This window comes from Vibrio sp. 1249-1 (genome assembly GCF_033340495.1).
This window is the reverse complement of sequence record NZ_JAWOWJ010000645.1, coordinates 1-658: the sequence shown is the minus strand read 5'-3', so window position 1 is coordinate 658 and position 658 is coordinate 1. Positions and strand designations below refer to the sequence as shown.

Here is a 658-nt window from a genome sequence, read left to right as displayed (position 1 = left end):
CTTTCGCCAAAGAACACTGATACGGACGCTCTGTACCATCAAGGTAGATGATGTCGTTTTTCTCCATCGAATCTAATGTGCTTTGCGATGAAATAGGCGTATTCGGTCTATGGTGGTCATCGCCAATACCGACAAACGCCAAAATCTTCTCTTGGTCAGTAATTGCAACTGCGCCAACCTTGGTTTCTTCGTAAATGATACGAGCGATTTTTTCTGCATTCTCGGTGTTAAAACCGTTGCTCAAAATGCCTACGGATCGATCGGCGATGGTAAGCGCGCGGCGTGAAAAGGTTGCGGAGTACTTTTCAAAAATGGTTTTTCTATCTTGTAGGATGCTCATGAAAAGTGCGGCACCGAACGAGTTGGCAATGATCATCGGAGCGGCAATCGCTGACACCAGTTCGTAGGCTTGGTCGAAGGGTTTGGCTACCGCCAACAACAAAATCATCTGCACAACTTCGGCAACAAATGTCACGCTGAACACCACGCTTGGGTTGAACAGCAATGCGCCCTTGTTGCGTTTGATAAGGTAGACATGTAACAAGCCACCAATCACGCCTTCAGCAGTGGTTGAAATAGCACAGGCTAGGTCGGTAAAGCCGCCAAGGGAATAACGATGAATCCCGCCGGTTAAGCCGACAGCAAAACCGACTACTGG

Annotated in this window: 1 protein-coding gene; it reads right to left on the bottom strand. The window is 48.2% G+C overall.

Annotated elements, in window-relative coordinates; translation table 11 throughout:
* Positions 1-658, bottom strand: a 658-nt coding sequence (locus R7Z50_RS28130) for a LytS/YhcK type 5TM receptor domain-containing protein (protein WP_318149836.1), incomplete at both ends; no start/stop codon positions are given.